The sequence below is a fragment of the Coprobacter fastidiosus genome (assembly GCF_030296935.1).
In the GTDB taxonomy this organism is placed as follows: Bacteria; Bacteroidota; Bacteroidia; order Bacteroidales; family Coprobacteraceae; genus Coprobacter; species Coprobacter fastidiosus.
Genome location: NZ_AP028032.1, coordinates 378421 through 402713, shown reverse-complemented (window position 1 = coordinate 402713; position 24293 = coordinate 378421). Strand labels below are relative to the sequence as shown.

Genomic DNA, 24293 nt, shown 5'->3' with positions numbered 1-24293 from the left:
TTCAATTATAATTACCTTAAAGACAAGAGTTTTGTTCATCACAAACTCTATTTAATCAGGGTTATAAGAATAATTTTCATTTATTTCACATTCTTTTTCTGCATAAAATCCTGTACAATCCTAAAAGAGGATATTGCAGAAACAGATTTAAAACAAGCTGATTCTAAAGGACACCAACCGTCTTGATTACGATTTTTGATATAGGGAACTTGACAACCGAAACTTACCTTTACAGACGCATTCCTCAATAGAGACAGAGCCGGCGTACTGATAACATCTGCATGCAACTCTCTTATTTCTCCAAGTATCATCAACGATGCCGCAGCTTTCCCGACAACTTTATCTGCAACCAACGCTCTTTTTAAGAAAGTTCGATCATTAAGTAATAAATCATATAAATCTATAACACCTCTCCGACTAAAAGTCCGTGTTTCATTGAGACCGAATATAACACAAGAATAATTCTCCTTATGTAACAAATTTACAAGAGAGGTCATCATACAACATTTTGTTTTAGCTTTTCTACAAAACTGTCTATTCGATGCAACTCCTCCGGAATATCAATGCCCTGAGGGCAATGATGCGAACATTGGTTACATCCTATACAATGATTTGCCTGCCTCAATTTCGGTACACTGCGATCATATCCCACAAGAAACGCACGACGGGCTTTTCTATAATTTTCTGTTCCTATATTTTCAGGAATATTTCCCTCGTTTACACATTTATTATAATGTAACAATACTCCCGGTATATCGATACCATAGGGACAGGGCATACAATATTTACAATCATTACAAGGCACTGTCGGATATTGCATCATAAGTGCGGCCGTTTGTTCTAAAAAATCGAACTCTTCATCGGTTAAAGGTTTCAATGGCGAATACGTCCGAAGATTATCTTGCAGATGTTCCATGTAAGTCATTCCACTTAATACGGTCAATACACCCGAAAAAGATCCGGCAAAGCGAAATGCCCAAGAAGCGACAGAATCTTCAGGACGTCTTTGTTTCAGACGCGACACAATATGGTCATGTACATTCGAAAGACGTCCTCCTAATAAAGGCTCCATAATAATTGCCGGAATATTTCTTTTTTGCAGTTCATTATACAGATATTCCGCATTCGTATTTCGAGGATTAATCTCTTTAGCATACTTCCAATCAAGATAATTAAGTTGAATTTGTACAAAATCCCACTTTATCGAGTCATGTATCGAAAGCAAATAATCAAAAACCTTAATATCGCCATGATACGAAAATCCAAGATTACGGATTCTCCCGGCCTTACGTTCTGCTATTAAAAAGTCTAATATGCCATTATCTATATAACGTTTTTCAAACTCATCCAAACCATTCCCCATCCCCACTCCATGAAGCAACATATAGTCTATATAATCTACTTGCAATTCTTTTAACGAATTACGATACATTGCCATAGATGCTTCCCGACTCCATGTTTCAGGTGAAAAGTTAGACAATTTTGTCGCAATAAAATAACTATTACGAGGATGACGGCTAAGAGCAATACCCATAGCATGTTCAGACCGGCCTTTGCAATAAGCCGGAGATGTATCAAAATAGTTCACACCATGTTCTATTGCATAATCGGTGAGCCTATTGACCATATCCTGATCAATGTCGTCACTATTGTCCCCTGCACCGCGCTGGGATATTGTCGGCAATCGCATGCAACCATAGCCTAAAAGAGAAACTTTATCTCCCGTTGTCGGAGAAGTCCGATAAGTCATTTTATCTGTAGGTATTTCACCCTCTCCTCCAGCAACAGAACTTCCCGCATTATTTTTACATCCGTAAAATGCGGCTGCCGACACCGCAGCCCCAGTTCCAAAAACTTTAAAAAATTTCCGGCGATCTATACCAGATTTATTATTTTTTTCCATGACCATTCTCTTTAATTAAACGGTTTTATGTATTTCATGCCCTTCTACATAAATAGCACTAAACGGACGGGCAGGACACAAGTTCTCACAAGCACCACATCCGATACAACGCTCAACGTTCACAACCGGAATTTTAGGAGAATCATAACTTTCAGAGTCGGAAGCTACCATTTGTATAGCTCCTGCCGGACAATGACGAGCACAATTTCCACAATCAACACCATCGGTCAAAACTACACAATTTTCTTTTATCCATACAGCATGCCCGATTTGGATAGAAGACTTTTCAGAAACAGAGATGGGACGTATCGCTCCTGCCGGACAAACTTCAGAGCATTTTGTACATTCAGGTCGACAATACCCTCGTTCATAAGACATCTCCGGTTGCATCAATGTCATCAGACTGCCTGAAGGCCGTAAAACTTGATTAGGACATACCGAAACACATAACTGACATGCCGTACAATGTTTTGCAAAATTACGAACACTCAACGAACCCGGAGGGGTCAATGCCACCACACGATTTGGAATTTTTTTGTCTTCTATTACTGCCAAACCTCCGTCAACTTTTTTTTCCTGCGCTTTTATAACCGTCGTAGCTGCAAAAAGAGCCGATACCGAAAGGAAATTGCGACGAGCACTATCAATCTGATCTTGAGTTACAACCGGGCTGCTGATTTTATCCTTTACTGCAGACCGCCGCATGTATTTTATCGCTCCATGCCGACATTTATCTAAACAGTCCAGACATACGACGCAACGGCTATAATCTATTTTATGTTTTTTAGAATCAATGCACGCTGCCTTACAATGTCGTGCACACAGCCCGCAGCTATTACATTTAGAAACATCTATTACCGGTTTAAAAAGGGAATATTTAGCAATGATCCCCAGAAATGTTCCTACCGGACAAATCGTATTGCAATATGTCCGTCCATTCCGCCATGCCAACAAGACTAATACACCGAATGTGATTAAAGCAATGATAAAAGTAGAAAGACTTTTTACCCACACATCTACTTCATAAAAAGCATAACTTTCTGCCCGTTCTGCCAAATAAGCGAACATATTATTCCCTAATTGGTATAAAGGGGCAAACAAATTAGATATTATCCGTCCATAAGAACTATAAGGAGCCAATAACGCAACGAATGATCCTACTCCTGCCAAAACAGCAATAATAAATACAATCAATATTCCATATCGTAGCCAAGAAAGTGCACGGGAATAGGTATATGGTAACTTTTTTCCCCGCTTTCCGAACCATGCTATTATATCCTGAAATACGCCTAAAGGACAAATTACAGAGCAATAAATACGTCCGAATAACAATGTTAAGAGTAAAAGAGACAATATTACCCCCACATTTAATGCCAATAATGCAGGTAAAAACTGTATTTTGGCAAGCCACCCGAACCAAACATGCAATGTCCCTGTAAAATCAAGAAACAATAATGAAATGAGCGAGAAACAGATTATAGCTACCGACACTCTGACTGTTCGTAACATATCAAAAAATTATTTAGTTTATAAGATGGATTTTTTCATTCCGAAACATCTACCGCTTTTATGATATTAATGGCATTCAGAGCATTTGGAAAACCGATATAAGGGAGACACTGTATCATAGCCGCATATAATGTCTCTTTATTATTGCCTGCCCGCAAATTACCGATCGTATGGGAATAAATCTGATTGCCTGCACCCAACGTCGCCAATATACAAATAGATAATAATTCGCGAGTTTTAATGTCCAAAGTATTACGAGTATAAAAATCGCCAAAACACACTTCCGTCAAAAAACGGGAAACATCCTCCCCCATTCCTTGAGGAAGGGAGTTCAACGCATCTCTTATCTCCGTTCCATATAACGGAGTCTGAATGCTGCTTCCTTTCTCATAACGGTTATATTCGGAGACTGTTCCTTGAGTTTCTAACGGCAAAGCAATCCCTCTCTCCTTAAAAACTTCATTAAGCGTTTCTATTGCATTCAGTGTTCTCGGAAAACCGATAAACGGCGCACATTGATAAACAACCTCACGTAATTCTATCGGAGTAACACCCACATTTAATGCAGCCATAGAATGAGTTTTCAACTGAGGTAAAGTTTGCATTGCGGTTAAAGTGACACAAGTAATCATTTCTCGAGTCTTTATATCAAGGCTACCGGTTTTAAAAACTTCACCGAAAATAAACTTTTGCAAAATATCCATCAATTCCGGATCTGTTCCTTTCCCTGTCAAAGCCTCTCCTCCAAATAACTTTGTATAATTTTCTTTACATAAATCTACTCTATTCATACTTTTCTCAACAAATTTCTCATTTTTGTTTTGTGCTATCACTAATGCTTTAACAAAAAAAACGAATAACAACGATAACAATAATTTCTTCATGTATAAATTTATTATCAATCAACTGTACAAATTTAAATATGATAGCTCAAAAATAATGTAAACAAATTACAGAGAATATAACCAAAATTACAGATTTACAAAATTTATATACCGATTTTTTACCTTCACTCAAAATCTTCTGAGAATTCACCTCTCTGTTCTCTTCAATCAATCATTCATTTTGCGATAATAATAAAACATTATTATAGCGATTGTCGTCATAATTTCCGATAAAGGTAAAGCCAACCATATTCCTTCAACACCTAACATGTGTGGCATTATAAGAAAACTCGGGATGAGAAATATAAAACCTCGTAATAAAGCGAACCACGTTGCCGGTCTCGCCCGTTCGACACTCTGGTAGTAACCGACAGCTGTTAAATTAAAAATAAAACATACAAATCCTATTGCAAAATAAGGAAAACCTTCGATTGCTATACGGGCTGCGACATTATCTTTATCAATAAAAAGACCTACCAAAAAATCCGGACAAGCCACAAATACGACCGTTACTACCACGCCACATAAAACCGCCGTTAACAATGCTATTCTTACGGCTTCCGTCACTCGTTTTCTATATCCAAGGCCAAAGTTATAACTGATAATCGGCTGTGCCGACTGAGCAACAGCATTTCCGACCATAAACACAAAAGGAATATAGTAACAAGCAATACCAAATGCTCCTACACCATCGTCACCCAAATAATGCATAAACACCTGATTGCCAACAAACATTAATACCGCTAATGTAGCTTCTCCTAATAAAGCCGAAGAACCTATGCGACATTGATAGCCAATGTTCCTGACAAATAAACGAAAGCTCTTTACACTCCACTTCAAAGGATACAGGCGTAACCGACGGGCAAAAAACAACAAATATAAAATAGCAATTATCCCACCCGAAATAATACTTATAGATGTTGCTAAAGCAGCACCCATTACTCCCCAACCGAAAGGAAAGATAAAAATCCAGTCAAGTACGACATTAATTACCGCTGTTACAAGACTACAAAACATCGCCAGTTTCGGTGCTCCGTCAAGACGGATAATAAACAAAGAAACAGCAATCCAAATTTGAAATATCCACGATGGTACAAACCAAAGCAAATAGTCTGTTACCATAGGGCGTAGATGTTCCGAAGCACCGAGTAAATAAGCCGTATCATCTGGAAATATCATCATTAAAAACGAAAGTAACGCTGCAATAATGGTAACAAAAAATAAAGCTTGCGTCACATTAATACGTGCAGTATTTTGTTTGCCTCGAGATAAATGTATAGAAGCGACAACCGAACAACCAGCACCGACCATCAATCCGACTCCGGTAAAGAACATCAATACCGGAATTAAAATATTAATAGCCGCAATGCCATCGCTGCCTACACCATGTCCGACAAATATACCGTCTATTGCCGTCACAGCAGACATACTCAACATGCCTAATAAAGTAGGGATGAAATACCTTCTGAATAAAGTAAACACATTTACTGTTTTCAAATCAATCGCATCTCTTTTCATAATATAGTAATTTTTACATTGTTGTTTACCTTCACCTAAACAAAAAATACCGGATAAGTTGATTGGTTTTACCCAGTCATCTTATCCGGCATTCACTTGCCTCCGATGAGGATTACAAAACGCTCATTGGTTCTATTTTCGAGTGCGAAGATGGGTCAAATCTTTAAAACATTCAAAATATTCCAATTCTTTTTTGTAACAATTTATTATAGTCGCAATCCCATCATCTAAAACACAATCAATTTTATTAATCGACCCTACATAACTTTTTCTCGTAAAAAACTTTATACCAATTATAAAAACGAGAGATTCCCTCCTCCACAGAAACTAAAGGCGTATATCCAAAATCATTTTTCATACGAGATATATCCGCATAAGTACAATACACATCACCCGGCTGCATTTCTACCATTTGTTTTATGGCTTTTCGTCCCGTGACATTTTCCATAATAGATATAAAATCCAATAACTGTACAGGTTTTGAATTCCCAATATTATAAACACGATAAGGAACGTCCTCCACAGAAGGATTGTTCAACAAACACATAATACCGTCTACTATATCATCAATATAGGTAAAATCACGACTCAACTTGCCGTAATTAAAGACTTGAATCGGACGCCCTTCTAAAATAGATTGCATAAATAAAAAAGGTGCCATATCTGGGCGTCCCCAAGGACCGTAAACTGTAAAAAAACGCACTCCGGTAGTAGGGAGTCCAAATACTTTACTATATGAATATGCCATCAACTCATCGCTTTTCTTTGTTGCAGCATAAATACTAACCGGCATGTCTGTCATATCACTTTCCACAAAAGGGAGATGTGCATTCGCTCCATAAATGCTACTGGAACTTGCATAAATAAGCTGTTTAATTTTGTGATAACGACAATTCTCCAATATATTCAAAAAACCCAAAATATTAGATTCTACATAAGCATAAGGATTTTCCAAGGAATAACGTACTCCCGCTTGGGCTGCCATATTTATGACTATATCAAACCGTTCTGTATCGAAAAGGAGCTTCATATTTATTCGATCAGTCAGGTCAAGTTTGATAAATTGATAAGCAGGATACACCGTACTTGCTATTTTTTTATTTTCTTTTATGTCTTTCTGTAGAATTCCTACTTCTGCAATTCTCGCATATTTTAAGGTTGTATCATAATAAGAGTTGATACAATCTAATCCTATAACTTCATAGTTTTGTTTCAACAAAGATTTCACAATACTTGATCCTATAAATCCAGCGGCACCTGTAACTAATACTTTCATCATACACTTTTTATTGCATCAAAACTAAATTTGCTCTCCAAGAACTATTTCATAACAACAACTGCATAATGCCCCACTCTATATACATTTATTTTAGAAGATGGAAACTCTTCCAGTTTATCGGCAGGCAACATGAATACACCTTTATATTTTCCTGAATCAACAAATTCATCCGGAGACACTACCTGTATACTCTTATGCAGATATACATCCATATTCTCAGGCCGATAAAGTCCCCAAACATAATATTTTTCTAAATTGTATTTTTGAGCAACTTCTACACTCTTAGCACATAATTCTCTATAACCAATTTCTGCATTAATATCAGATAGTCCCCAACCTCCAACAAAAACAGAACAAAACAATCCACAAAAAAGAACACAAATAGATATATTAATTTGTTTTTGCTTATAAAGTATATAAAATGAATAAAGGCCAGATAAAGTCAAGATACTTGCAGCTATATAAAATAATTGTGTATTTAAATAATAAATGCTACCGTTTTGTTGCACCAATACCATAAATACCGGTAAAAAGCATGCAAAAATTACAGAAGGGATAGATATAGATAATGCTAACCAACGATTCCAACTAAAATTCGGTAAAAACATAATTGTTAAATAAACAATAAAAGGAAATGCAGGAAGCATATAGACTTCTATTTTTGAACTAATTAAGGACAATAATAAGAATGTCACAACTATTACTACAAAGAAAAATTTCTGTAATTCAGTATGTATCATTTTTTTACATACGGCAACTGTAATAACACCAACCAACAACAAAGACCAAGGGAATAGAGAATACCATATTGAAACGAAATAATAATAAAACGGTGCCTTATGATGGAAAGAATCGACAGCACGGTCAATTGTTTGATGAAATAATAAATTATTCAGATATTCTTTGCCTCCTTCCCAATAAACTGCGCCAAACCATAATAAGCAACCTATAAAAAGAATTCCCCATGTTTTCCATCCCCAATATCGTCCGATAGAACGGATACGACCTGTCAACCACAAAAAAGTTATAGTTGAAAATAAAGGTATTAGTATTCCAATAGGTCCTTTGGTAAAAACCGTTAAAAAAATGTATACAGGAAAAAGCAATGTATTAAAGCGCATATTTCCTTCGTTATACATCATCTTATGAAAAGTGTATAGAGATAGAACTATAAACATGCACATCAGCATATCCATACGTAAAATAAGCGACAAGCCAACAAACAGTCCACAACTCAACATAAGAAGCTCTCCTGTCAAAAGATATTTTTTATCTACTTCACCAGCAACCCAACGATTCATTACAGAAACTATAATAAATGCCGGAATAAGTGAGAAAAGAGATAAAAACCACATACAATGTTCTCCTAACAGCCATTTGCCTGCCATAATAATCCAGAAATAAAGAGGCGGTTTATCAGCATAAGGTTCTCCATGATTAGAAAACGTTATCCATGATCCGTTTTTTATAGCTTCATCAGCAATACTAAGATAACGCAACTCATTCCCCGGTGTATAATCCCGTAAGAATAATACTGGAAGCAGAGCAAGAAATACAAATATAAATACTCTATAACTTTTCATCATTCATTACCATATTATTATGTCCTATCCATAGATTCCTCATATAAGCTATAGATCCAAAAGTCTGCCCGATTATCAATACAATATCCAAACGCATAATACCATATATAATAATAAGGAGAGACCCGAATAAACTAATAAGCCAAAAACCTCCTGGAAGAACCGACATACCCTTTTTATAAGAATAGCATAATTGATAAACAAAACGCAACGTAAACAATATCTGTCCAATAGATCCCAGAATAATGATTGCTAACGGAATAGTATCATTTTGAAAGAAATCTTGAATAAATGTTTTTGCATGACACAATACAAAGCAGACTGCAATAAACGGAGTCAGCACAAGAACCCATTTCAATATCGGTGCGATATTTTTCCATATTCCTTTTCCTTTTAAATTCCACAAATACACATAATAAGACATAAATTGTCCTAATATTATTGCAAAATCATTTCGTAACCATCCATAAATACATAACAAATAAGCCCCCATTAAACTGAATATCCAAAAGATAGATGGAGACAAAACTTTTCCCGCCTTTTCTGAAAGAAACCACTGAACGAGTATTCGTGCGGAAAAAAACAACTGTGCCAAAAAACCTATAGATAAAACAAATAGATTACTCATATAAATTATAATCTACAATATGATAATCAATAAATCTTTTCCTCATCCAATAAAATGCAAAACAATCAATAAAAGGAGATATCAATCTATTCCATAAATGATATTTAGAACTTCCCGCTACACGGGGAAAATGATGTACTGGTATTTGTTTTATTTTTCCTTTTTGCAAAAGAATCAAAGCCGGTAAAAAACGATGCATTCCAGTAAAAAACGGAATGCGTTTAGCGTAATCCGCACGCATTACTTTCAATGGGCATCCAGTATCCTTTACTCCATCATGAGTAATCATGCGACGAAAACCATTAGCAATTTTCGACTGCATTTTTTTTAAAATCGAATCTTTTCTATTAGTACGGATTCCCATAACAAGTTCATAATCGGATATATATGATAATAGCAGATTAAAATCCTCAGGAACAGTCTGCAAATCAGCATCCATATATCCAATATACGAAGATTCTGTTACATCGATACCTGCTTTCATGGCATTACTAAGCCCACCGTTTTTTCTTAAAGAAATATAAAAAAAATCTTTATGACGCGCACAAACATCCTTTATTCGTCCTAAACTATTATCTGTAGAGCCATCATTAACAAATAATACACATGACGAACACATTGAATGAGGCAAAAAATCACTCAATTTTTCCTCTAACAAATAAATATTTTCTTCTTCATTATAAACAGGTATTACGATTGTAAATTGGTAATCTATAGTCTTATTCATAATTTACATTTTTACACAAAAATTACGATAGAATAAACATATTAAGAGAGAAATTCTCCATTACTCTCTTATATTTTAATTTTATCGCAAAGAAATAAGATATACATACTATGAATAAGACCTATAAAGAAAAAAAAGTGATCTATTTTTCCATCAACAGAAAAATAGATCACTTCTATAACCTTATAGAACATAAACTTAAACTCAATCAAGCATATCAAATCATCTTGACAATTAATAACGAATCACTCATGCCAATTCACAACTTCTCCGATACGAGGTATCAAAACATCCAATGAATCTGCTTGCATATTTCGAGCATTTTGTAACGGCTCGTCCCAACGATGCTTCGATAACGCATATTTAGAATGATGCACAGTCAATATTTTCTTTGCTTTTAAATCTTTTGCCGCACGAGACATATATTGCGGCATTAAATGAATATATTTCCAATCATCACTATATTGCCCATTTTCCAAAATCGCAAGATCTATATCCGGGAAACGTTCACCTATAACTTCAAAACGCGAATCATATCCACCGTCTCCTCCTATATAAATTTTTTGAGAAGGAGTTTCCAATAAAAATGAAGCCCATAACGTTCGATTCGGAGTAAGTCCCCGCCCCGAAAAATGGCGGGCAGGCAAACAATGGACTGTCAACCCGGGATCGAGAGATTCATTCTCATTCCAATCGAGCTCTACGATCTTCTTTTTATCAAATTTCCAATATTCAAAATGTTCTCCGACACCTAAAGCACAAATGACTTTCCCAATGCGAGGCCTCAATTCAACAATCGTTTTATAGTCTAAATGATCCCAATGATCATGTGTTATAATTAAATAATCGATATCCGGCATATCTTCAGGATAATAGACATCAGTTCCTTTAAAAGGTTTATTGATAAACGAAACAGGAGACGCGACATAGAAAACCGGATCGACAAGTATTCGTTTTCCTTCTAACTGCATGAAATAGGAAGAATGTCCAAACCAAATCAAAAAATCCGAATCTCTCTTTATATGCCGAATATCTGATTTGACGACCTGCAATGCCGCATCCGGTCTTAGTCCCGGATCTTTCTTAAAAAGAAAATTTATAAAACTCTTAATCCGATTTTCATCATTCGTCAACATCGGAGTTACACATTCATTTTTAAACTCTCCGTCCTTAAAATTAGGAGAACGTTCAATCCTAACCAATCGTTCCCCTCGCGGTAATCTTCCAAAGCTCGGTTGATTAAGGAACAAACAAACAAGAGCAAACAATACTATAATAACCGCCAATACTACCAATATCACCATAGCAATCTTACTTTTTTTCAAGATTTTCATACATCTATATTCATTTTCGAAACAAAAATACTTTGATTTGTGAATTTAAAAAGTACATAAATTACGGTTATTCATACCTTAATCACTGTTAGTAAGAATCTGTTTAAATTTTCCGATAAAAATTCTTTAAGTTTTTCTTCGGTAGGTATCTCCGTCTCTATGCATAACACAACCCGCTACACTTCTTATCTTAACAATAAAATCCCCAAAAACAGTTTTCCCCAAAACGTTTGTACAGAATTTAACAATCTCTTAGAACGAGCTCTAATATTATTTTACAATCAGTAAAAACAACATTTCTATTAAATACTTATCTTTGCCGACGCTCTCGAATTTCACAAATGCCTTTTAATTTATAAATATGGCAACAAAGATATCAAGACGGAAGAAAAAAAAAACATGCGGATCTAAAAAAAATATTCTGTACATCATTACAGCCGTAGCTGCAATATTTCTTATCAGTATCGGTGTTATATTCAAACGGTATGTATTAGATAAAGTCACAGATACTTCATTTTTTATATACATCGATGAAAACAGTTCTCTCGATAGTGTTACCGAAGACCTTCAAAAATATTTAGAAAAAAGTGATGTCAACAAAATAAGACGACTCTCTAAATTAAACGGATATACTCCATGGAATAAACCCGGAGCATACCGAATAGATCCGGAAATGAACGCAATCCGTATTTATCGTAAACTCTCTACCGGAAGCCAAACCCCGATAAGATTTACTTTTAACAATATTCGTACGAAAGATGATCTTGCCGAGACTATCGATAAACAACTAAAAATGGATAAACAGGAAGTCCTCGAATTATTAAACGATTCGGCTTTTTGTACAGACATGGGGTTCGACACATATACAATACCGGCACTTTTTCTTCCCGATTCCTATGAAGTTTACTGGACCATTGCACCTCGCAAACTAATGGAAAAAATGCGTCAAGAATATGACAAGTTCTGGACTGACGACCGTAGAATGCTTGTAACACAAATCGGCATCTCCCCGATCGAAGTATCGACTTTAGCTTCAATCGTAGAAGAAGAAACTAAAGTTCCGGACGAAATGAATATGGTAGCCGGACTATATTTAAACCGCTTAAAAAAAGGGATGCCTCTGCAAGCCGATCCCACTGTAAAATATGCAGTAGGAGATTTTTCGATACGGCGTATTCTCCATGAACACCTAACAGTCAACTCACCATATAACACATACAAAAATACCGGATTACCTCCCGGTCCTATACGCATTCCTTCAAAAGCCGCAATAAAAGCAGTTCTGAATTATCGTCACCATCCGTTTATATATATGTGCGCCAAGGAAGATTTTTCAGGACGGCACAATTTTGCGACAACATACGCAGAGCACCAAAATAATGCGATAAAATATCATAAAGCCCTAAACAAACGTAATATATTAAAATAAACTATTCATCAGGATAACCGCACGGTATACCAGAAACTTTGTAAACAGGCATATTGGCTTTTGTTTCACGTAAACGATTGCTTAGATCTTTAGAAAGGTTCTCTTTTATTTTATCATAAAGAGGATTTTCACTCAAATCATGTTTTTCACTGATATCATTCGCTAAATTATATAATTCTGTGCATCGTGTTTCATAATCAAATAATAACTTCCAATCTCCCTTTATAATAGCACTTGACGGACGTCCGGCATCTCCAGTCCGTTCTCCCCAATCGTTCGGATAATGAAAATAAAGTGCCCTGTTTTTTTCTACCGCTCCTGATCTCAACAGTTTTACCATGCTGACTCCATCAACCCGCTGAGGAACAGAATAATTTTCTATCTGTGCCATCTCAAGTAACGTTGGAAAAAAATCTTCGATAATCACATTAGAGCGATTAACACTATTCGGTTGAGTTACTCCCGGCCAAAAAATTAACATCGGCTCTCGAATTCCTCCTTCATAAAGGCTACCTTTTCCCGACCGTAAAGGAGCATTTCTGTTCGGCTCACGGTACGATGAAGAATACCCTCCATTATCAGACATGAAAATAATAATGGTACTTTCGGCAATCCCTTTTTCCTCAAATAAATCCATCATATCTCCTAAACTTTTATCCATTCCTTCTATCAAAGAGGCATATTGTGCTTCACGATCGCACATCCCCTTTTTTATATACTTATCATAAAAACGCATATCTTTCTCGAACGGAGTATGAACGGCATAATGAGATAAATACATAAAAAACGGGCGGTCCGATTCTAATGCCCGATTTACTAATTTTTTTGCCTCCATAGTCAATGCTTCGGTAAGAAATATGTTTTCTTTACAATAATAATCTATGTTAGGCATCGGTACTTGCCATATCTCCGCATCTTCTCGATCAGCTCCATATCCCCGACATCCTGAATAACTCCCCATCGCTCCAGCTGCATGTCCCCCTATATTGACATCAAAACCACAAGTCAACGGATCAGCAGCCGTGGTTGTTCGAGAAGCAAAATGGGCTTTACCTACAATATAAGTCTGGTAACCGTTTTCTTTCAGAATCTGGGGTAACATTTTAGCATAAAACATGTGGGAATAATTTTGAACGACAGCGTTTGACGGACATATTCCATTCCAATTCCACTCAAAATCAAAATATTCATTATTTCCATCGGTAGGAGTATCATAATGCAATGTCCAGTTCGAAACTTTATGCTGCAAAACATTCGCCCCCGTCATAAGGCTGCATCTTGAAGGCGAGCTAACCGATGCCGCATAAGCATTCGTAAACTTCACACCCATTCTTGCAAGTCGCTCCATATTAGGAGTTTCATATAAATTATTAAAAAGAGTTTTTTCATCAGCAAAAGGCACCGATGTATCTTGCCATCCCATATCATCTACCATAAAAAAAAGAATATTAGGTTGTTTAGTTGCTGACAACGACACAATAGGTTGCAATAACGAAAAGAAAGAAATCCCGGTACAGGCTAAACTTTTAAATTTCATAGTATCACATTTTTTAGATTTTAATCTTGAAGTTCCAAATTCAAAACAAACTCTGCTTTTCCTAAAAACATATCATTGTTCCGAACACAGAATGATTTACGAAAATATGTAAATTCATCCGATAATACAATATTTCGATAAATATTTTCTTATATTTGCAACTAAATCATAACAAAAAGAATCTTCACAGGATTATCAGATATCTTTTTGAAAGAAACACACATAAATTTACAAGTCTAATAACCGTCAAAGTATAAAAGAATGAACAAACATCTATTTTTAGGAGACGAAGCTATTGCCCAAGGCGCACTCGATGCAGGTCTTTCGGGAGTTTATGCATATCCCGGTACTCCTTCTACCGAAATAACCGAATATATACAAATTTCTCCTGAAGCAAAAAACAATACGATACATACCCGCTGGTGTACGAATGAAAAAACCGCTATGGAAGCAGCTTTGGGTATGTCTTATATAGGTAAACGGGCGCTAGTTTGTATGAAACATGTCGGAATGAACGTTGCCGCCGATGCGTTTATCAATGCCGGAATGACCGGAGTCAATGGTGGACTCATTGTCGTAGCGGCAGATGATCCGTCCATGCATTCATCTCAAAATGAACAAGATTCTCGTTTTTATGGAAACTTTGCATTTGTTCCGATGTTCGAGCCTTCCAACCAACAAGAAGCATACGACATGATGGCAGCAGGGTTCGGTCTATCCGAAAAATTCAAAATTCCGGTGTTATTGAGAATTACCACCCGACTGGCACATTCTCGTGCAGGTGTAACGACAACATTGAAAATAAAGGATCAAAACGAGATTTCGTTTCCTGATAATACCGGACAATTTATCTTATTACCTGCAAACTCCAGACGTCGTTTCAGAACGTTGTTAAACGAACAAAAAGACTTTACAGAAGCGTCTGAAAACTCATCTTTCAACCGTTATATCGATGGTCCGAACAAAAAAATGGGAATCATCGCCTGCGGTATAGCCTATAATTATTTAATGGAGAATTACCCTGAGGGATGCGATTATCCGGTTGTCAAACTATCTCAATATCCGTTACCGTTGAAAATGTTACAAAAATTATTCGACACATGTGATGAGATATTGGTTTTGGAAGATGGGTATGCATTCGTTGAGGAAAAAATAAAAGGTATTATTCCGTCTAAAATAATAAAGGGGAAACTTGACGGAACACTGAATCGTGACGGAGAATTAAATCCCGATCGTGTAGCAAAAGCTTTAGGACTGAAATCAGGTGCAGAGTTTGAAATACCGAATATTGTAGCCATGCGTCCACCAGCTCTTTGTCAAGGATGTGGACACCGTGACATGTATGAAGCGCTCAATAATGTAGCCAAAACATATAAAAATGCCCGGATATTCAGCGATATAGGATGTTATACATTAGGAGCGTTACCGCCTTTCAGAGCTATACATTCATGTGTAGATATGGGAGCATCCATCACTATGGCTAAAGGTGCCGCTGACGGAGGATTATTTCCGGCTATTGCCGTAATCGGGGACTCGACATTCACGCATTCGGGAATTACCGGATTACTTGACTGCGTCAATGAAAATGCAAACGTCACGATCGTCATATCCGATAATGAAACTACTGCCATGACCGGAGGACAAGATTCTGCCGGAACAGGGAAAATAGAGGCTATATGCAAAGGTATAGGAGTTGCTCCGGAACACATTCGCGTACTGATTCCTCTAAAAAAGAATATGGAAGAAATGGAACGGACTATACGGGAAGAAATAGAATATAAGGGTGTTTCGGTATTAATTCCTCGTCGAGAATGTATCCAGACTTTAAGTAGAAAAAAACGTCAAAAATAAAATCCGACAAATATGAAAACAGATATAATTCTTTCGGGTGTAGGCGGTCAAGGTATTCTATCTATCGCTGCAGTAATCGGTGAAGCCGCTATACATAACGGACTATATATGAAACAAGCTGAAGTTCACGGCATGAGTCAACGAGGAGGCGACGTACAATCTAATTTACGTATTTCGGATAAACCCATAGCATCAGACCTCATTCCTTTAGGGAAAGCAGATCTCATCATTTCTCTCGAACCGATGGAGGCTTTACGTTATCTTCCGTATCTTGCCAAAGACGGTTGGATTGTAACTAATTCAACACCGTTCATCAATATCCCGAACTATCCAGAACCGGAAGATGTCATAAAAGAAATTAATAAAATGCCCCATAAAATCATTTTAGATGTAGATACGATAGCAAAAGAAAGCGGTTCGCCCAGAACAGCCAATATAGTCATGTTAGGTGCAGCTTCTCCATTTTTAGGTATCCCCTACGAACAAATAGAAACCGGAATACGGGACATATTCGGACGTAAGGGAGAGCATATAGTAGAAATGAATCTTAAGGCATTGGAGGCCGGTAGAAAAGTTGCGGATCAGCTGAAATAATCAATAAATATTGACAATAAAAAGCGTGTTTATCCTATTTATTAGGGAGAGACACGCTTTCAATTTTATATTATCCCATACAAATCGTATATTTGCCGATAAATAAAAATAAAAATGACAATAGGAATTATAGTTGCCATGCTATCGGAATTAGCATGTATAAAAGATTTGCTTACCGACTGTCGGGAAGAATCGAACGAAGGAGCAATTTTTTATATAGGGAAACGTGGAAATCATACTCTCATTTTAACACAAAGCGGCATAGGCAAAGTCTGCTCTGCGACAAGAACTCTGAATATGATATATCATTATCATCCAGACTGTATATTGAATACAGGTGTTGCCGGGGGTATAGATATATCGACCCAAGTTTTTGACATCGTAACCGGAAAAGAAATCGTTTATCACGATGTATGGTGCGGAGAAGAAAACGAACCTGGACAAATTCCTGAATATCCCGCCCGTTTCTATTCCGATCCCGAACTGCTGGAAAAAGCCTTATCTCTACAAACGTCAACACGAATATACAGCGGTCTAATATGTAGTGGGGATCAATTTATTACCAACCGTAAAGAATTAGACAAAATAAAAGCTACTTTTCCAAACGGTCTTGCTGTAGATATGGAATCAGCTTCTATTGCACATGTTTGTTACATGAATAAAATACCGTTCTTGAGTTTCCGCATTATCAGCGATACTCCCGGAATAGAAGACCATACGACTCAATACAATCGCTTTTGGGAAGAAGCTCCTCAAAAATCATTCGAAATAATAAAACAATTAATCGATATATTATAAAAACAATTATGAAAAAAATACCCAGCTTTACAATAGATCATATCCATTTATTACGCGGCATTTATGTTTCACGAAAAGACTATATAGGAAATCACACGATAACTACATTCGATATACGAATGAAAGAACCGAACCGTGAACCGGCACTCGGATATGGAGCTTTACACACAATCGAGCATCTGGCTGCAACTTATTTAAGAAACCACAATATATGGGGAGAGAAAATCGTATTTTGGGGACCCATGGGATGCTGTACTGGAAATTATTTTTTGGTACAAGGAGATTTAGAATCAAAAGATATTGTCGAACTTATGCGTGAAACATTCCGGTTTATACGAGACTTCGAAGGCAAAATTCCGGGAGCTGCACCTCAAGATTGTGGAAATTACTTGTTACACGATCTTCCGATGGCCAAATATGAAGCAGATAAATATTTGAAAGAGGTTCTGGATATTATAGAAGAAAAAAATCTTGTATATCCGAGTATTAAAGAATAACAGATCATATATATAGAAGACTTACGAACGGTATTCTCTAAATCCTCAAAGGCTCGGAATGGCAACACAGATTTTTTGAAAAAAACTCGTAAAACTGCTTACAAATGAGTTATAGGATCGGCCGCTGCGATATCCAATATCGTTCATCCGACAAATAAAGACGGATAAACAGACTGAAAAGAGACTTAAAAATAGAAACAAAAGGCCCTCTCTTTTCCAATTCTTAATCATCTGGACGATTTGTCTATAATCTCTTTATATGTGTTCTCGAAGAAGAATTGTTATTCTCTAAATATTCACGCTTAAAAATATCGGCACAAAGGAGGAATATAGATAACAATAGCGGACCGAAAATAACTCCCATAAAGCCAAATAACGGAAGACCTATAATAACTCCGAATATTGTTATCAACGGATGTATATCTGCCATTTTTTTCTGAATAACAAAACGTATCAGATTATCGACATGTGTAATAATAAGTGCTGCATAAATCAATAACCCTACGGCATCCCACCAATCTCCTATAATGGCAAAATAAATAACTAAAGGTACCCAAATCAATGCCGTACCGATGATAGGAATCACTGTCGCAAAGCATGTCAATATTCCCCACAATAATAAGTCGGGAACATTGAATATATAATATCCCAACATGGCTACTGCTCCCTGTATCACAGCTAATAAAGGAATACCTATGGCATTGGATTTTACTACCATATTTACATCATGCAAAATTGTCAATTTATTCTTTTCTGTAAAAGGGAGTATATCCATTATATAATTTTCCATTTTGTCATTTCCCAATAACATGAAATAAAGGACAAAAATCAAAACAAAAATATTCAGTGCCAAACTTGTAATTCCTCCCATTAACATCTGACCAACTTGAGGAGCCCATGATATTACAGATTTTAAATTATCTGTATTCAAAATATCATAACCTATCTTTTGCTTTATTAATACGGATATTTGTTCTACCGGTGCAAGTACCACCTGAGGATCGAGATTGATATGCTGCACTTTCATTATCAAAAACCAAACAACGAGAGAGATCGGGATCAAAAAACAAAGTACGGTTTCCATGATTAAAAGAAATGCGGCAATAGAACGTTTTATCTTTCTTTTTTCAACAAGATGTTTCATCTGATTTCTAATCAATGTATATATAGTGCATGCTCCTAACAAACCACCTAAAAAAGGAATAAGTTCGAAAAAAATAACAATGCCCAAACCCAGAATCAGTATAATAATCGAATACTTAAAATATTGTTCTTTTAAACTCATAATCTAACCGCAGTTTCTAAATTCCCGATCTATATTTAACGGTTTAACAAGGCGAATGTTTAGAAATAGATAAGAAAAAAAATATTATAATAATATCCAGCATAAAAAAGTCTGACTTTATTCAGCCAGACTTTTCTTCTCAATATTTATAGTTTTATTCGCTTATCAACTTAATAGACGCGCTTTTTATTCCGGGTGATGATGCTTCAAAAATAATTGTACCGGCCTTCGATATTGTTTGCACAATTGCAGTCAACTGACCGCTGAAAAGTTTCATCTCTGGTTTCTGAAATGACTCGAGACTTGCCGGATTACCGTTTGCCGCAGCACGGAAAACGCCAGCACCTTTTACCTTGAATTTAATTTTTGACGTAGCATCCGGACATAAGTTTCCATCTTTATCTACAACCTTTACATTAATAAAAGATAGATCTTCTCCATCTGCCGCCAAACGATCTCGATCTGCCGTTAGCACTAAATGGTGTGGTTTCCCTGCCGTATGTACTTCTTTTTCGGCAACAGCTTTTCCTTCATTATCATAAGCAACTACTTTAACCGTTCCCGGTTCATAACGAGTATCCATCCACATTAACCGATATCGTTTCTGCCGTTCGAAACTTTTTTGAGCGGCATCTGTATAAGTACTGTCTATGCCGATACTCAGGTCTTTTGTTCTTTTCCCCTGACTCTTTCCATTAATGAATAATTCGGCCGAAGGATAATTAGTATATACAAATACCGGCGTGATTTCTCCCTCACGTCCTTTCCACGTCCAATGAGGCAATATATGTAAAGTCTCTTCTTCCCTATTCCAATGACTCCGATAAAGATAAAAACGGTCTTTGGGAATACCTGCCAAATCTATAATTCCGAAAAGAGAACTATGGCTAGGCCAATCTGTATAATAAGGAGTCGGTTCTCCCAAATAATCGAAACCTGTCCAAACGAATTCTCCTATACAATAAGGAAGATCTTCATGTTGTATAAAGTCATCTTCCGGAAGGTTAGACCAACCGCAATGCTCTACATCATAAGACGAACTTTGATGGTCTTCATAGCGCTGCATCGCCTTTCGCTCTACTGGGAATTTATACACACCTCGAGAACTGACAGTTGAAGCCGTTTCGCTTCCTAAAATAATTCCCTGAGGCAATTTTTTATAATTAACCTGATAGCGGAAAGGACGATAATTAAATCCGGCAACATCCATTACTGCAGCAAAATTATTATTTACTACTGCATCAGGAGCATCCATACCCTGAGTTACCGGACGAGACGGATCTTCACGATGGCAAATATCCTGCAATCGTTTAGCAATTTTACAATCACCTTCAGTCCATTGATTAGGAACTTCATTTCCGATGCACCACATAACGACACTCGGATTATTACGATAATTCCATATCAGATTTACCAGATCTTTTTCCGCCCATTCATCAAAAAAAAGATTATACCCGTTTTTACACTTAGGAGTATTCCACTCGTCAAAGCTCTCTACCATAAGCATCATACCCATTTCATCACAAGCTTTTACCAACTCTGGAGCCGGCATGTTATGAGAAGTTCTTATTGCATTACACCCCATATCTTTTAACAGTCGTATTTGACGACGAATGGCAGCATCATTCACCGCTGCTCCCAATGGACCTAAATCATGATGATTGCAGACTCCTTTAAAAACAGTTTTTTCTCCATTTAGAAAAAATCCTTTCTCCGGAATTATTTCTATCGAACGAATTCCGAATGGAGTACTATACTGGTCTTTCAATGTAGTTCCTTCATATAAAAACGTTTTAGCAGTATATAAAACCGGCTGATCAGGAGACCACAAAACAGGATTCTTAACAACTATTTCCTGTGAAATATCTCCATACAGTAAAGAGGTAAGCGAAGTTTTAGTTTTTTGTATTTCCTTATGCGACGAATCAAAGATAACTGTTTCTATCGTATAAAGTCCTGGATCGGCATTTTCCGGCAAACAGACTTTTGTACGGATATTAACTTTTGCAAAATCTTTATGAATAACCGGAGTAGTTATATAAGTACCCCAAATCGGAATATATGCATCTGACGTTGTTATAATATGAACATTCCGATACAACCCTGCCCCAGGATACCAACGGGACGATTCCGGTAAATTCTCTAAACGAACGGCCAATACATTTTTCTTGCCTGAAACCAAATAGGGAGAAATATTGAAATAAAACGAATTGTAGCCGTTAGGCCACTCTCCGACTTTCTGTCCATTAATATAAACATTCGCCTGACTCATCGCACCATCGAATAAAATAAAAGACTGTCTATCTGGAGCGAAATCGGGAAGTTCAAATTCGATTCTATACCAGCCTACTCCGACAAAAGGTAAACCTCCAGTCCTACCGGCATGTTCCAGCGCTTCCTTTTGCCCATCTTGTGTAATCGCTACATTTTGCTTATCATTTTGAGAGCTGAACGGACCGTATATAGCCCAATCATGAGGAACGACTACAGGCTGCCATGCACGATCGTCAAAATCAGGATCGACAAACTCCGGATTATCGTCTCGGGTAAATTTCCATCCCTCCTTTAACAAAACTTCATTTCTAATTTGAGAAAAACAAATGAGATTAAATCCAAATAAAAAGATAAGAATGCACCAATTACGTTTCATAGTATTTTGATTTTTCATAGTTTCGTATGCAAAAATAGCACACTTCTCATTTATTTTATTACACAAAAGCTGTATATTAATAATTATATAGATTTTACTATAATAATTAAGATAATATACAGCCTTTATTTATCCGACCTAATCGGTCAATAGTCTAAATCAGCTATCATATCCATCATATTCTTCTTTATTCGGGAATATACTATCCCATATAGAATCATCACCCTCTATATATTCTTGATAAAATACTCCAAAACCTTTTTTCTCGGAACATCCCATAGCAGCACACCATTCTTCGTATGATTTTTTTAACTCTTCATCTTCATCCATCATCAATTTCAATTCATCAAAAGCGGCGTCTTGTTCACGATATTTTTTAATCAAACTTTCAAATAATTCTTCAATATCTCCATCCATAATACAAGAATTTAAGCAATTTCTCAATTTGTTAACCGTATCATAAGATTCTCAAATATAAAATTTTTTTTTGAAAATCTCTATCACAAATAACACAATTTCACCATATATAGTTTTAGTCTTTTGTATAAAACAATAATCTCAATTTTTTGTTTTATTTCAATTAAAACTAAGAGCCTGTCTAAAAACAAATGAGAATTTCATTTTGTTTTGTATTTGAAAAAGCAAAAATAAAAATTACATTTTACAAAAGAGTTTCATTACCTTTGTCGATACTTAAAAACTATAAAAGTATTATGATTATTGACGAAAGGATATCGAGACAATCTTACATGCTGGATGCGGCCAAGCAGATAATGACAGCTGCCCGTACCGCCCCTAAAGGGAAAGGTATAGATATTCTCGAGATTATAACGATTACCGAACGGGAAATAGAAATACTTTCTCAAGAAATGAAAAAACTTTCAGAAGAAACCAGTCTGAAGTTTTTAATGCGTGATTCGGAAAATATTCTTTCAGCCGATGCCTTGATACTTATCGGAACAAAAGAACAAAAACAGGCTCTAAATTGCGGGTATTGCGGCTTTCCCACATGTGCGGAAAAACCACAAAACACACCATGTGCCATTAATTCTATAGACGTAGGTATCGCTATCGGATCAGCTTGCTCAAAAGCATCCGACCTAAGAGTAGACAGCAGAGTAATGTTTTCTGCCGGATGGGCTGCTCAGCGAATCGGTTGGATGAAAGGATGCCATCAAATTATCGGTATCCCGATCAGTGCATCTTCTAAAAATCCTTTTTTTGACAGAAAACCTAAAGAAACAGAAACAAAGTGAAGCAAAATTTCTATTTACCTGCCGAATGGGAAGAACAATCGGGGGTGCAACTGACATGGCCTCATGCGGGAACAGATTGGGCACATATGTTAAAAGAAGTCCAATCTTGTTTTATAGAAATCGCTAAAGAAATTTCTAAAAGAGAAAAACTTCTGATCGTCGCACCCGATGTTGAAAATGTAAAGAAACAAATTTGCAAAAAAATAAATACAGATAATATTCGTTTTTTCGAATGTGAAACAAACGATACTTGGGCTCGAGATCATGGAGGAATTTCTATTCTGGATAAAAACGGCAATGCAGGAATTATCGACTTTAAATTCAACGGTTGGGGATTGAAATTCGCAGCTAATAAAGACAATCTTATTACCGGGAAAATTTTTCAGTCCCAATTATTTAATGCCCAATATATAAATTGTCTGAATTTCGTTATCGAAGGAGGATCTATCGAATCGGACGGAAAAGGAACTTTGCTCACTACAAGCGAATGCTTGTTATCTCCTAACCGCAACGGAGCATGGAACAAAGATCAGATAGAACAATATTTGAAAGAAAATTTGGGAATATCCCGAATCTTGTGGTTAGACCATGGCTTTTTAGAAGGAGACGATACCGACAGCCATATCGATACATTAGCTCGATTTTGCCCGAATGATACAATTGCTTATATACAATGCAATGATCCGAAAGACCATCATTATAAAGCATTAAAAGATATGGAGTCACAACTGCAAAGCTTTCGGACACAAGACAACAGACCTTTCAGACTCTTGCCCTTACCTATGGCTGATGAAATCGTATTCGACAATGAAAGGCTGCCTGCTACGTATGCTAATTTTTTAATCATAAACGGTGCTGTTCTATACCCAACTTATAACCAGCCGATAAATGACAGCCGGACTGCTGAAATATTGACAACAGCTTTTCCTGAACGTCAAATTATCGGGATCGACTGCCGTGCTTTAATCAAGCAGCACGGATCTTTACATTGTGTAACCATGCAATACCCGAAAAACGTAATAAAATAATAA

General features: G+C 36.5%; 21 protein-coding genes. 7 read left to right on the top strand and 14 right to left on the bottom strand.

What is annotated here, in order from left to right:
* Positions 1 to 80: 80 nt before the first annotated feature.
* The 10 genes from QUE35_RS01545 to QUE35_RS01500 all read right to left on the bottom strand — a co-directional run bounded on the left by QUE35_RS01545 (position 81) and on the right by QUE35_RS01500 (position 11365).
* The gene (locus QUE35_RS01545; protein ID WP_009316894.1) at positions 81 to 500 is read right to left on the bottom strand and encodes a DUF1893 domain-containing protein; all 420 of its coding nucleotides are present in this window, start codon (positions 498 to 500) and stop codon (positions 81 to 83) included.
* Positions 497 to 1903 carry an aldo/keto reductase gene (locus tag QUE35_RS01540; RefSeq protein WP_022599333.1) on the bottom strand — a complete coding sequence of 469 codons (1407 nt, stop codon included), beginning with the start codon at positions 1901 to 1903 and terminating at the stop codon, positions 497 to 499. Before QUE35_RS01540 ends, QUE35_RS01545 begins: the two co-directional genes overlap by 4 nt.
* 15 nt (positions 1904 to 1918) lie before the next feature.
* Complete coding sequence (locus tag QUE35_RS01535) at positions 1919 to 3412, bottom strand: 4Fe-4S binding protein (RefSeq protein WP_009316892.1); 1494 nt, start codon at positions 3410 to 3412, stop codon at positions 1919 to 1921.
* A 35-nt stretch (positions 3413 to 3447) separates the two neighbouring features.
* Positions 3448 to 4296 (bottom strand): carboxymuconolactone decarboxylase family protein, encoded by an 849-nt coding sequence (locus QUE35_RS01530; protein WP_009316891.1) that lies wholly within the window; start codon positions 4294 to 4296, stop codon positions 3448 to 3450.
* A 168-nt stretch (positions 4297 to 4464) separates the two neighbouring features.
* Positions 4465 to 5814, bottom strand: coding sequence for an MATE family efflux transporter (locus tag QUE35_RS01525; RefSeq protein ID WP_022389709.1), 1350 nt, complete (start codon positions 5812 to 5814; stop codon positions 4465 to 4467).
* A gap of 247 nt (positions 5815 to 6061) precedes the next feature.
* Positions 6062 to 7090, bottom strand: coding sequence for an NAD-dependent epimerase/dehydratase family protein (locus QUE35_RS01520; RefSeq protein ID WP_031257994.1), 1029 nt, complete (start codon positions 7088 to 7090; stop codon positions 6062 to 6064).
* A 44-nt stretch (positions 7091 to 7134) separates the two neighbouring features.
* Positions 7135 to 8481 carry an ArnT family glycosyltransferase gene (locus QUE35_RS01515; protein WP_244925440.1) on the bottom strand — a complete coding sequence of 449 codons (1347 nt, stop codon included), beginning with the start codon at positions 8479 to 8481 and terminating at the stop codon, positions 7135 to 7137.
* Between the two features lie 181 nt (positions 8482 to 8662).
* Positions 8663 to 9304 carry a lipid-A-disaccharide synthase N-terminal domain-containing protein gene (locus QUE35_RS01510; protein WP_022599341.1) on the bottom strand — a complete coding sequence of 214 codons (642 nt, stop codon included), beginning with the start codon at positions 9302 to 9304 and terminating at the stop codon, positions 8663 to 8665.
* Complete coding sequence (locus tag QUE35_RS01505; protein WP_022599343.1) at positions 9297 to 10031, bottom strand: glycosyltransferase; 735 nt, start codon at positions 10029 to 10031, stop codon at positions 9297 to 9299. Before QUE35_RS01505 ends, QUE35_RS01510 begins: the two co-directional genes overlap by 8 nt.
* 245 nt (positions 10032 to 10276) lie before the next feature.
* Positions 10277 to 11365 carry an MBL fold metallo-hydrolase gene (locus QUE35_RS01500; RefSeq protein ID WP_022599345.1) on the bottom strand — a complete coding sequence of 363 codons (1089 nt, stop codon included), beginning with the start codon at positions 11363 to 11365 and terminating at the stop codon, positions 10277 to 10279.
* 361 nt (positions 11366 to 11726) lie between these two features.
* Between QUE35_RS01500 and mltG the strand changes: the two genes are divergently transcribed.
* Positions 11727 to 12794 (top strand): endolytic transglycosylase MltG, encoded by a 1068-nt coding sequence (gene mltG / locus QUE35_RS01495; RefSeq protein ID WP_122329701.1) that lies wholly within the window; start codon positions 11727 to 11729, stop codon positions 12792 to 12794.
* Between the two features lies 1 nt (position 12795).
* On the opposite strand, the gene QUE35_RS01490 is transcribed toward mltG, so the two are convergent.
* Positions 12796 to 14331 carry a sulfatase gene (locus tag QUE35_RS01490; protein ID WP_022599351.1) on the bottom strand — a complete coding sequence of 512 codons (1536 nt, stop codon included), beginning with the start codon at positions 14329 to 14331 and terminating at the stop codon, positions 12796 to 12798.
* A gap of 261 nt (positions 14332 to 14592) precedes the next feature.
* On the opposite strand from QUE35_RS01490, the gene QUE35_RS01485 reads away from it, so the two are divergent.
* The 4 genes from QUE35_RS01485 (at position 14593) to QUE35_RS01470 (ending at position 18071) form a co-directional block, all read left to right on the top strand.
* Positions 14593 to 16182: a thiamine pyrophosphate-dependent enzyme gene (locus QUE35_RS01485; RefSeq protein ID WP_009316885.1), complete on the top strand. Its 1590-nt coding sequence runs from the start codon at positions 14593 to 14595 to the stop codon at positions 16180 to 16182.
* 12 nt (positions 16183 to 16194) lie between these two features.
* Positions 16195 to 16776, top strand: coding sequence for an indolepyruvate oxidoreductase subunit beta (locus tag QUE35_RS01480; RefSeq protein WP_022599353.1), 582 nt, complete (start codon positions 16195 to 16197; stop codon positions 16774 to 16776).
* A gap of 114 nt (positions 16777 to 16890) precedes the next feature.
* Entirely contained in the window at positions 16891 to 17574 is a 684-nt protein-coding gene (locus QUE35_RS01475; RefSeq protein ID WP_009316883.1) for a 5'-methylthioadenosine/adenosylhomocysteine nucleosidase, read from the top strand.
* Positions 17575 to 17582: 8 nt separating this feature from the next.
* The gene (locus QUE35_RS01470; protein ID WP_022599355.1) at positions 17583 to 18071 is read left to right on the top strand and encodes an S-ribosylhomocysteine lyase; all 489 of its coding nucleotides are present in this window, start codon (positions 17583 to 17585) and stop codon (positions 18069 to 18071) included.
* A gap of 244 nt (positions 18072 to 18315) precedes the next feature.
* Here QUE35_RS01470 and QUE35_RS01465 read toward each other — a convergent pair whose 3' ends face one another.
* From QUE35_RS01465 to QUE35_RS01455, 3 genes are all read right to left on the bottom strand, one after another.
* The gene (locus tag QUE35_RS01465; RefSeq protein ID WP_022599357.1) at positions 18316 to 19356 is read right to left on the bottom strand and encodes an AI-2E family transporter; all 1041 of its coding nucleotides are present in this window, start codon (positions 19354 to 19356) and stop codon (positions 18316 to 18318) included.
* Positions 19357 to 19510: 154 nt separating this feature from the next.
* A complete protein-coding gene (galB, locus tag QUE35_RS01460) occupies positions 19511 to 22006 on the bottom strand; it encodes a beta-galactosidase GalB (protein ID WP_009316880.1) in 2496 nt (831 codons plus the stop codon).
* Between the two features lie 159 nt (positions 22007 to 22165).
* Positions 22166 to 22423 (bottom strand): hypothetical protein, encoded by a 258-nt coding sequence (locus tag QUE35_RS01455; protein WP_009316879.1) that lies wholly within the window; start codon positions 22421 to 22423, stop codon positions 22166 to 22168.
* Between the two features lie 296 nt (positions 22424 to 22719).
* Here QUE35_RS01455 and QUE35_RS01450 point away from each other — a divergent pair, with 296 nt between their 5' ends.
* A complete protein-coding gene (locus QUE35_RS01450; protein WP_031258000.1) occupies positions 22720 to 23262 on the top strand; it encodes a ferredoxin domain-containing protein in 543 nt (180 codons plus the stop codon).
* Entirely contained in the window at positions 23259 to 24290 is a 1032-nt protein-coding gene (locus tag QUE35_RS01445) for an agmatine deiminase family protein (RefSeq protein WP_009316877.1), read from the top strand. Before QUE35_RS01450 ends, QUE35_RS01445 begins: the two co-directional genes overlap by 4 nt.
* Positions 24291 to 24293: the final 3 nt, after the last annotated feature.